Raw genomic sequence first — 10523 nt, 5'->3', positions numbered from 1 at the left:
CCAATACCGATTCCTATAATGTCCTGATGGAACATTATTTAACCTATGATTTCAGTCTGGGTAAACATAATTTCAGTGCATTGGGAGGATTTTCCTACCAGAAATTCAAGAACTCAGGAACATATTTCGGAGTGAGGAACATTCTTGACAAAGGGGCCGGGATTTCACCGGATATCAATCCGGGCTATTCAGGGGAAACTTTTATTCCGGGACCCGGATTTGCCCAGGAAAATGAGCTGCAATCCTACTTTGGAAGGGTAAATTACAATTTCGATAAGAAATACCTCCTGACTGCTTCCCTGAGAGCCGATGGTTCCACCAGGTTCGGGGATAACAATAAATACGGCTATTTTCCTTCCGTTGCGGTAGGCTGGACCGTTTCCAATGAAAATTTCCTCAAAGACTCACCGGTCGTCAATGAACTGAAGCTGAGAGGAAGCTGGGGCCAGACCGGCAACCAGGAAGTCCAGAACAAGATTACAAAGGCCAGTTATTCGCTTTCCCAGTCCGGAGGCTATTATCTGTATGACAACCTGAACCTCATCAACGGAATCCAGATCAACCGGACCGAATATCCCGATCTGAAATGGGAGACTGTAGAACAATCCAACATCGGAGCCGATTTCAGCTTATGGAGAAACAGGCTTTACGGTTCGGTTGAATACTATAATAAAGCCACCAAAGACGCCATTCTATATATTCCAACTCCTGCGCTGAGCGCTACTGATATGATGTACAGGAATGCGGAAGGAAAAATTGTCAATAAAGGTTTTGAAATCTCCATCGGTTCAGAAATCATCAGGAATGAACATTTCACCTGGAATTTTGATGTAAACGGTGCTACGGTAAAAAATGAGGTGAAAGGCCTTCCGGTTTCAGGAATCTATTCGGGAGAAATTTCAGGCCCGGGATTCTCAGGCGTGACTGCCAATATCTACAGAAACGGATATGAAGCCGGATCTTTCTATATGCTGAACTACCTGGGAACCGATGCCAATGGGAAATACATCTATGAAGATATCAACGGGGACGGGAAAATCGATCCGGCAGACCGTAAAGTATTTGAAGGTGCCATCCCCAACTTTACTTTCGGAATCAACTCTTACATGAAGTACAAGAGACTGGACTTCTCATTTTCTTTTATCGGGCAGACCGGAGGTTATCTGGTAAACAATACGGCAATCAACCTCAATATCAATAACCTGGCCTCAGACCGGAATGTATTGCGGAACTATTATGAATCAGGTGCCAGTTTTACCAATCAGCCGCAGCTGTCTTCATTATATCTTGAAAAGTCAGATTTTATCCGTCTCAATAATGTGAGACTGGGCTATACTTTTGATATGAGCCAGCTTAAATTCCTGAGAAGCATTAACCTGTATGTAAGTGCCCAGAATGTATTTACAATCACCCATTACACCGGCTATGATCCTTTGGTAGATACCAGCAAAGCCTCCGGAGGAAACCAATCGCTTGGAATCGATTATACCACTTATCCTTCAGCTAAAACCTTTATTCTGGGCGCTACCGTTAAATTTTAATCCAACAGACCTCATGAAATTCAGATCTATCTTCAATACCATTACCTTATCCGTTGCTGCACTCGCATTTACCGGATGTACCAATCTGGAAGAAAAACTGCTCGACGAACTTCCTTCCAGCCAGAATGCCGATCCCGAAGCTTCCCTTGCCGCTGCGTACGGACAGCTGGGAGACGGAACTTTTGTAGACCATGGAAGCGTTTTTGCCCTTCAGGAATATTCTACCGACGAAGCTTTATTACCCACAAGAGGAAGCGACTGGGGTGACGGCGGAAAATGGCGGGCCATGCATGAGTTTACCTGGAATGCCGGTAACGATGTGGTGAAAAATACCTGGAACCAGCTGAACTATGGAATCGCCAAGTCCCTCTTTGCCATCGGAAGCATCAACAAAAGCAGCATCAGCAATAAAGCGCTGTTCCTGGCGGAAGCCAAAGGATTGCTTGCCTATTACACCTATACGACAATTGATCTCTTCGGGCAGGCGCCTTACCGCGATCCGGACAATCAGAGTGCGCCAATCCAGGTACGGAAAGCGGAAACTACCATCGATGCCCTCATCACGGAAGTGGAAAGCCTGATCCCGAACCTGGCCGATCTTAAAACCCAGAATACCCATGCCGGAAGATTTACAAAGCAGGCCGCTTACGCCTTGCTGGCAGACATGTACCTGAACCGGGCAGTCATCAGGAATAAAACGGCAGGGACATTCAATTTCATGGAACAAGCCGTGAACGGAGGCGGAACAGACATGGATAAAGTAATCCAGTATTCCGGCCTGCTGATCAACAATTCTATGTTCAGCCTGGAGTCCAATTATTTCCATAATTTCGATATTAACAATGATGATAGCAAGGAAATGATCTTCAGTGTGGTTCAGAAAAAGAATTCCAACAGGAATGCGGATAACGATCTCGCTTATATGTCGATGGAAAGGATACAGAAACCTTCGCCCGACAACAGGGGAACCAATGCTTCCTGCGTAACCCCGGAATTCTACTATTCATGGAACGGGAATCATGATGATCCGCGCTTCCACAGGTATTATCAGTATGATGACGGCACCTGGTTCAGGAATGACGGCACCGACGTGAGCGTACCTTCTTCCAGCAAAGTAGAGGGAACCGGGAAGCCCTGGTTCCATTTTAACAGAGGCCTGCAGGCAGGACAGCAGTACGGCCCGAAAATCGTTAACGGAAACTTTGATCTGGCCACAGACGGAAGAATCAAGGTATACAAACTGTACACTGAGAAAAATACAACGCTTGCAGCAGATTTTACGCCGGAACTGAATTTTGATAATCCTTTGGAGGCCGTGTTTACGCAGGCTCAGATCAACAGGGGAGTGAGGAACTTCAAGTTTGAATTTGATCCGGGATACGGTAACAACGGTACCAGCGGGATGGATGTTCCGCTCTACCGGCTGGGCGGAATCTATATGATGAGAGCGGAAGCCTACTTCAGGAGCGGAAATGTAACCGCTGCGCTGGCTGATGTCAATAAACTGAGGACGGGCAGGAAGCGCGAAGCCTTGTTCGGGAATGCAACGGGCGCGGCCATTGCCTCATTGGACGCCGACGTGCTTTTCAGGGAATCCGGGTATGAGCTGTATTGGGAAATGTACAGGAGGAAAGCCATGATCCGCTTCGGGAAGTTTGACCTGGCAGGAACCGCAAAACCCGCTTCCCAGCCTTACCGCAGGATTTTCCCGATTCCGCAGACCGCACTGGATGCATCAAAGGATTTTTCACAGAATCCGGGATATTAATATTCCTGAGGGAAATTTTTAATCATACAAAAAGCGAAGAGCATACGTTCTTCGCTTTTATTTTGTAAGGGTTACCTGTTGTCATTCCGCATTCAGCATTCCCAGTTCCTGGTAATGTTTTCTGAACTTCTGGATCTTCGGTCCTACCACAGCGCTGCAATACGGCTGGGTTGGGTTTTCATGATAGTATCCCTGGTGGTATTGCTCGGCCGGCCAGAATTTTTCGAACTCCGATACTTCGGTCACGTAAGTTCCGGGCCATCTTCCGGATTCCTGAGAAGCTTTGATGGCTTCTTCCGCTTTGGCTTTTTCGGCATCATCCTTATAATAGATGACCGAGCGGTACTGGGTGCCTATATCATTTCCCTGTCGGTTCAGCTGGGTCGGGTCATGCAGGAAAAAGAACACGTCCATCAGCTGCTCGTATGAAATGACCGCCGGATCATAAGTGATCTGTACCACTTCCGCATGGCCTGTCGTTCCCGTACATACTTCTTCATAGGTCGGGTGGTCTTTGTGGCCCCCCGAATAGCCTGAAACAGCCGATTGTACGCCTTTCAGCATATTGAAACAGCTTTCCACACACCAGAAACATCCGCCGCCAAAAGTGATCTGTGCTAAATTATTGTTGTCCATTGTCGTTTAATTATGATTTAAAATATTTTCTCGTTAAAGGAATAGGAGCGGAGAAAAAACCTATCAAAAATAAGGAAAACTTTTCCAATTTCCACGCCATTCTCCGGTCCTTCCGCTGATGATGGTGATAGATCAGACAAATAATCAAAGTAAATAATAAAATTCTGTGTTATCCGGTAATCTGCATACTGCTTATTAATGAAAAGACTTTCTTATATGGCGATTATTCCGAAGGTAAAGAAAGGGATAAGTAGAAAGGGCTTAGCCCATTTAATTCATATAATCAATTCAATGTGTATCCAAAAAAAAGCACCCTTGAAAGGATGCTGATATCATTTAAATAAATTTCAGTTATTTTTCCCAAACCAGGGCACTTGCTCCCAGGATGGCAGCATCTGCTTCGTCCAGTTCACTGAATACCAGTTTTACTTTATTTCTGAAAATAGGAAGCAGGTTTCGCTCCATATGGAGTTTGGTGGGTTTTAAGATAAAATCACCGGCTTTGATGACACCGCCGAACAGAAGAATGGCTTCAGGCGAAGAGAACATCACAAAGTTGGCCAGTGCTTCCCCCAGTTTCTGTCCGGTGTAGCGGAACACTTCAATGGAGATGGGATCGCCCTTGATGGCACATTCATGAACGGTTTTAGAATTGATGGATTCTTCAGGATACTGGTTCAGCAGGGATTCCGGAAATTCTGCCCTCATCTTCTTTGCCGTAATCGAAATTCCTGTTGCCGATGCATAGGCTTCAAGACAGCCTTCAGAACCGGTACTCCAGTGTTTTCTTCCGCCGGGCTTTACGATGGTATGGCCCAGCTCACCTGCAAATCCGTCATGCCCGTAGATCAGTTTTCCGCCTGCGATGATGCCGCTCCCTACGCCGGTGCCCAGTGTGATCATGATAAAATCTTTCATCCCGCGGGCTGCCCCGAAAAGCATTTCCCCGATCGCTGCCGCATTGGCGTCATTGGTAATGGTGCACGGAAGTCCGAATTTCGCTTTGATAAGTTCCGCGAAAGGGATGACTCCTTTCCAGGGAAGGTTAGGGGCCTGTTCAATCGTTCCGGTATAATAATTGGCATTGGGGGCTCCTACGCCGATCCCGTCGAAATTCCTTTCGTTTCCGTAGTTTTCGATAAGGGGAGATACCGCTTCGTAAAGAGCATCAATATACCCTTCTACGGTAGGATAGGCATCGGTACGGATATTTCCTTTTTCCAGGACTTCCCCCCTGTGGTTTACCACTCCGAATTTGGTATTCGTGCCGCCTATGTCAATTCCCAGGGCAACCTTTTTTGATAAATCGATTAATGACATGTTCTGTTTTAAAATTCTAAAAGGTTAAAATTATAAAAAAGATTGTATTAATAGACCGTTAACGGAATAATTGTTGAATTTTTTTTCAGGCAGGCTGTACTTTTTTCTTTTTCCGTCTTCCCCACCAGATCATGAATCCGGTAACCGGCAGCGAGGCACAGATCAGACTGACGATAAAAGCAATGATCTTCGTAGGGAGCCCCAGAATGGATCCTACGTGGATATCATAATTAGCCCCGACAGCTTTTTCCCCTAAATTTTTATCTTTCATATCATGGGTATGGAGCAGTTCCCCGGAATTTTCGTCGAAAATAAGGCTGCTGCTTTTATGGTAGGAGTAGGAGAGGTGCTTTACATAGACTTCAAAATTCGGGTGTTCATGGTCGTCCATATGCTCATGGCCGAGATCAATGGAGAAACCGTAAGAATCCGGATACTTTGCTTTTACGGTGTTGCTGATTTTATCCAGCGTCCCTTCAGTCCTCATTTCAATGGGCGCCTTGGTTTTGATGGCAGAAAAATCAGGATATTGGGTCTCGCCGCCGGAGAATGTGAAGTAAATGGCTGCCTGTACGCAGAAAAAAGCATAAAACAGGCCGGTGATGGCAAAGATAAGAGCAAATACGGAAGCATAGAAACCGAGTACATTATGGAGGTCATAGTTCTTCCTTTTCCAGCTCTTTATGTTTTTCCACTTAAAAGAGAACCTTTGTTTTCTGGCCGCTTTGTTTTTCGGCCACCAGAGGATGATCCCTGAGATTAGCATGATGACGAAGATAATTACCGGTATACCTACGAGATAGGTTCCCCATGACTGCTTCAGGAGATAGCTCCAGTGAATCATTTTAACGATCTGGAAAAAACCGTTCTTTTCATCATACGTGGCCAGCACTTTTCCGCTGTACGGATTTACATAGGCCACTTTATAGACAGGAAATTCATTAAAATAATTCCAGGCCTCCGGGTTATGCTCATACCAGTAGAAAAGATAAGACATTTTTTTATCCACCGGAATGTTTACCCAATGAACAGGATATTTCTCCTGTACCTGTTCCACTACGGCTTTTTCCAGTACGCGGATGGGAAGCAGCTCTTTCTGATCCATGTTCTGCTCATGATGATAAATAACCTCTTTACGGGTGAAATTTTCAATTTCATCCTTGAAAACGTACAACGCTCCGGTAATGGAAATAATAAAAATAAGGAATCCTACGCCCATGCCCAGCCACAAATGCAGTTTTCCGGTCCATTTCTTAAAGGCGCTTAGTTTTTTCTTATGGTGATGCTTTTTCCTCATATCCCTTTCTTAATTCCGGCAAAGATAATATATTAATTTTTATTTAGAATATTTATAATTAACGAAATTCGGAGGAATATCTTTTTTGTAAAGAAACAGCATTATCACGCATGCAGAAGGGTTACAGATGATAAGAACCGGATGATACAGGAAAAAACCGGCTGTTTCCCGTTCTTTCCTGTAAAGTTTTTATTTTTAGCGGATTAAAACTTGTATTCGATCATGAAAGTTCCCCGCATGCCCAGGGCATTGACAAAGTCACTGTCTCTTGCCGCCCACCAGGCAATGGCCGGCTGGTACAGCCTGTTGAAAAGATTTTCTACCCCAAGAGAAACCTTCCAGTTTTTATTTACTTCATAGCCGGATCTTAAGTTAAAAACGGTGTATGCGGGAACGGCACCTTCGCCATAGGTGTAGAGTCCGGTTTTTGAATTCGGCTCAAAGCGGTTTTGCCCGGAAGCATGCAGCATATCCAGTGCTACCGACAGATTGCGGACAGGCTTTACCTGTACATAAGCTAAAATTTTCGGAGCTGAAATCCTGCTGTTGTTTATTTTGGTAGAATAATCGCCGTCGTCCTTCGGGGAAGTGATTCCTTCCATCCAGCTGTAGCTTCCGCCGAAGCTGATCCACTCTGCCGGATTAAAATGCAGGAATCCTTCCACACCATATACTACTTCCGGGGCCCGCTGTATTGTCAGTGACCGGTCCGGGCTCTGGATAAATGTGGCGCCCAGCTTCGAGGTGCTTACATAAGAGGTAATTTCATAGCTAACTCCTTTTACAATCTGCCCTGTAGCGCCCAGCTCATAATTGTTGACGATAATCGGCTTGGTTTCCAGCTGGCTGATCGTATCGGAAGTGGAGGTTCTCAGGATCCTCCCCAGCTCATTGATGGAGTAGGATTGCGAGAAGCTTCCGAACAGGTTGATCTCAGGATTGATGTTGTACCGGAAACCGATATTCCCGACCAATGCATTGTATTCCAGGTCGCCACCGGTCACAAAAATGCTTTTGGTAAAGGTTCCGTCGTTTTTTATAGAAGAAAGGGTGTTGAAATCACCTACTTTTACCCTGATGTTTTCGTAACGGAGTCCCCCTTTCATGATCAGCTTTTTGAAAAGATCGATTTTTACCAGCATGAAGGGAGCGGTATTGGTCATATCCATGTCCGGGGTCCAGTACCGCCCGTCTTCGAGTTTCTGCACGGTTTTATCATTTAAAATATCGGCTCCGTACAGCACTTCTCCCTGGGAATTCTTTGTACTCCAGAGTTGGGTGTCAAAATTGAACCTCATTCCTTTTTTCCTGGAAATGACATTGGACTGGCCGCCGTTCAGGAAGGTATCACTGTATCCGTATACCGTTCTGAAATCCTGGAGGTAAAGATTAATGTTGAGCGAAGTCCCGCTCCAGAGGTTCCGGTTATCATAGCTTATTTTGAAGTTGTGGTTTCTCGGTGTTCCCTGCGGGGTAAGCTCCTGATTTCTGGAAGTTCCTTCCCCGATGGTCGGGATCATGCCATATTTGCCGGTTTTAAGGCCAAGGTCGAGACCGGATTTTGAAGCATACCCGATGTAGGAGGCTTCTATTCTCTGGTTGTCGTTCAGGTTATATCCCAGTTTCAGCATTCCGTTGTAATTGTCCATTTTGGCGGTGCTGTAGGTCGGGCTGAGGTTGGTACCGTCGGCATCTTTCATGTATCCGGTTCTTTCGTAGGCCAGGGATGCGGCATAATCAAATTTTGGAGTGATTTTTCCGGTCAGGAACTGGCTGGCCCGGAAGCCCAGTGTCCCTCCGTACAGCTGGCCGGTTATCCCGATCTGCGACTGTCCGGAAATCCTGCGGTCGCTGCCTGCTCTTTTCGTGATGTAGTTGATGATTCCTCCATCCGATCCGTTCCCGTAAACGGAGGTCGCGCCCTTGATCACTTCGATTCTTTCGATAACAGAAGGATCGATGGACCGGATATCCCTTGCGCCGTTCCGCAATGGTGTCGACTGCGGAATTCCGTCGATCAGGACGAGTACCTGTCTTCCCCTGAGGGTCTGGCCGCTGTTGGTTGTCGTTCCTGAACTGGGAGCAAGACTGGGAACGGTATATTGTAGAATATTGCTGATGTCTGAATTGACGGTGAGCTGTGACTGGATCTGCTTCTGGCTGACAACCGTTACTGAGACCGGAACTTCCTTGATGTTTTCTTTTTTCCGGGAGGCGGTCATCACCACCTCATCTACGTTTTTTACTTTCAGGCTGTCGGCCGCTTGTGCAAAAGCGATGGTGCTTCCGAGGGAAGCTGCCACGATCAGTGCTTTTTTCATGATATTTTTTTCTTTCCTTGTTTTTTTCTTTTCCCCCACCATACCAGAAATCCGGTTACGGGCAGCGAGGTGCAGATAAGCCCTGCTATAAACCAGATGATTTTTCCGGCAAGCCCGAAATAGGAGCCGGTATGAATGTCATAGTTGGCGTGGGCGTATTTTTCTGCAGCGGTAAGTTTGTGGTGCGGCTTGTTCATCAGCCGTTTTCCGGAGTAGGTGTCAAAGGCGAGCTGGTTTTTTACGGCATACCTTCCGTCTTCGCCATATACAGTAACCGGAATGTTTTTTAATGCTTTTCCTTTTTTGTTTTTCCCGTTCAGCGGGATCCTGAAACTGGATGAGGCAGCATACAGCTTTCTCGTTTCCTGAGCCGTAAGGTCAAAAACCGAATTGTTTCTGGCAAGCAACGAATCGGGTGATTTCATTTCTTTTTCTTTCGGAAGTTCCATAGCGCCGGACAGTGCGAAATTGAACGTGTTTTTAACCCAGGGATAGGCAAAATAAATTCCGGACAGGCTCATCAGCAGGGCAATGACCGAAGCATAAAATCCTAAAATATTGTGAAGATCGTAGTTTTTGCGCTTCCAGTTTTTTACGTTCTTCCACTCGAACCTGAATCTTCCTTTCCGGGCTTTTTTATTTTTAGGCCACCATAAAACAATTCCTGTGATCAGCAGGATGATGAAAAGGACCACTGGAATCCCCACCACATATTTTCCCCAGTCTGCTTTCAGGAGCAGGCTCCAGTGAACGGATTTCAGGATCGGGAAAAGGTCATACTTTTCATTGTAAACCCCCAGGATTTTGCCGGTATAGGGATTGACATAGACCAGCTTGTTGATCTTTACCTCATCGAAATAATTCCAGGCTTTCTTATCCCTTTCATAGTACAGGAATTCGTAAGAGCGGTTTTTATCCAGGTAAATCTCCACTGAAGTAACGGGATATTTCTCCTTTATTTCCAGTGTTACCTTTTCTTTCAGTACCGCAATGGAAAGCGGATGAGGGGTAACGGTTCCGGGTTCTGCAAACATGGCTTCCTTCCGGAGCTGGTGCTGGATCTCATCCTTGAAGACGTACATCGTCCCGGTAAGGGAAACGATGAACACAATAAGCCCAATGGACAGGCCAAACAACAGATGCAGTCTGGCCGACCATTTTTTGCCAAAAGAAGGTTTCTTCTGATGATGGTGCTTCTTTCTCATGCGAAAAAAGTTAACCTTTTGAGGGGTTAACTTTTAAATATTAAAATTTATATCCTATTGAAAGTCTCCAGTTTCTAGGTGCTTCAGCTTGATAGTAATAATAAGAGCCATAATTTGCGCCTGAATACAAGTATCTATTAAATACATTGAAAACATTCATATTTATGCGAATTTTAGAATTTTCCCAAGAAACTCCGGCGTCAAATTTCAGATAATCATTCATTGGTTTAGTTGTACCCGTCGAATCCCAAGTCCAAGATGTTCTGTCTGCCAAATAGCTTCCTCCAAAAGAAAGCCCAAATCCTTCAAGTGTTCCAGTTGTAAATGTATAATTTAGCCAACCATTTACTGTATGCTTTGCATAGCCGGCAACTTTATCTCCTTCTTTACGAAGCACTTTAGGAGTATTGGTTACTGGATCAATATAATTTATAG

At 45.4% G+C, this 10523-nt stretch carries 7 protein-coding genes and 1 pseudogene; 2 read left to right on the top strand and 6 right to left on the bottom strand.

Going from position 1 to position 10523, the window contains the following annotated elements; all coding sequences use genetic code 11:
• Nucleotides 1-1541, top strand: a 1541-nt coding sequence (locus QZ735_RS03780) for a TonB-dependent receptor (protein WP_294244385.1), incomplete at its 5' end; no start/stop codon positions are given.
• Between the two features lie 13 nt (nucleotides 1542-1554).
• On the top strand, nucleotides 1555-3309 hold the full coding sequence (locus QZ735_RS03775; RefSeq protein ID WP_294244384.1) for a RagB/SusD family nutrient uptake outer membrane protein: 1755 nt from the start codon (nucleotides 1555-1557) through the stop codon (nucleotides 3307-3309).
• Between the two features lie 81 nt (nucleotides 3310-3390).
• On the opposite strand, the gene msrA is transcribed toward QZ735_RS03775, so the two are convergent.
• The 6 genes and pseudogenes from msrA to QZ735_RS03745 all read right to left on the bottom strand — a co-directional run.
• Nucleotides 3391-3945, bottom strand: coding sequence for a peptide-methionine (S)-S-oxide reductase MsrA (msrA, locus tag QZ735_RS03770; RefSeq protein WP_294244383.1), 555 nt, complete (start codon nucleotides 3943-3945; stop codon nucleotides 3391-3393).
• A gap of 351 nt (nucleotides 3946-4296) precedes the next feature.
• On the bottom strand, nucleotides 4297-5265 hold the full coding sequence (locus QZ735_RS03765) for an ROK family protein (protein WP_294244381.1): 969 nt from the start codon (nucleotides 5263-5265) through the stop codon (nucleotides 4297-4299).
• 85 nt (nucleotides 5266-5350) lie between these two features.
• Nucleotides 5351-6562 (bottom strand): PepSY domain-containing protein, encoded by a 1212-nt coding sequence (locus tag QZ735_RS03760; protein WP_294244380.1) that lies wholly within the window; start codon nucleotides 6560-6562, stop codon nucleotides 5351-5353.
• A 203-nt stretch (nucleotides 6563-6765) separates the two neighbouring features.
• Nucleotides 6766-8883, bottom strand: coding sequence for a TonB-dependent receptor (locus QZ735_RS03755; protein ID WP_294244378.1), 2118 nt, complete (start codon nucleotides 8881-8883; stop codon nucleotides 6766-6768).
• Nucleotides 8880-10088, bottom strand: coding sequence for a PepSY domain-containing protein (locus QZ735_RS03750; RefSeq protein ID WP_294244376.1), 1209 nt, complete (start codon nucleotides 10086-10088; stop codon nucleotides 8880-8882). The genes QZ735_RS03755 and QZ735_RS03750 overlap by 4 nt, the downstream gene beginning before the upstream one ends.
• 40 nt (nucleotides 10089-10128) lie before the next feature.
• Nucleotides 10129-10523, bottom strand: a pseudogene (locus QZ735_RS03745) (TonB-dependent receptor); the annotation flags it as partial.

The sequence above is a fragment of the uncultured Chryseobacterium sp. genome (genome assembly GCF_913776365.1).
Taxonomy (GTDB): domain Bacteria; phylum Bacteroidota; class Bacteroidia; order Flavobacteriales; family Weeksellaceae; genus Chryseobacterium.
This window is presented reverse-complemented; position numbering and strand designations above follow the sequence as displayed.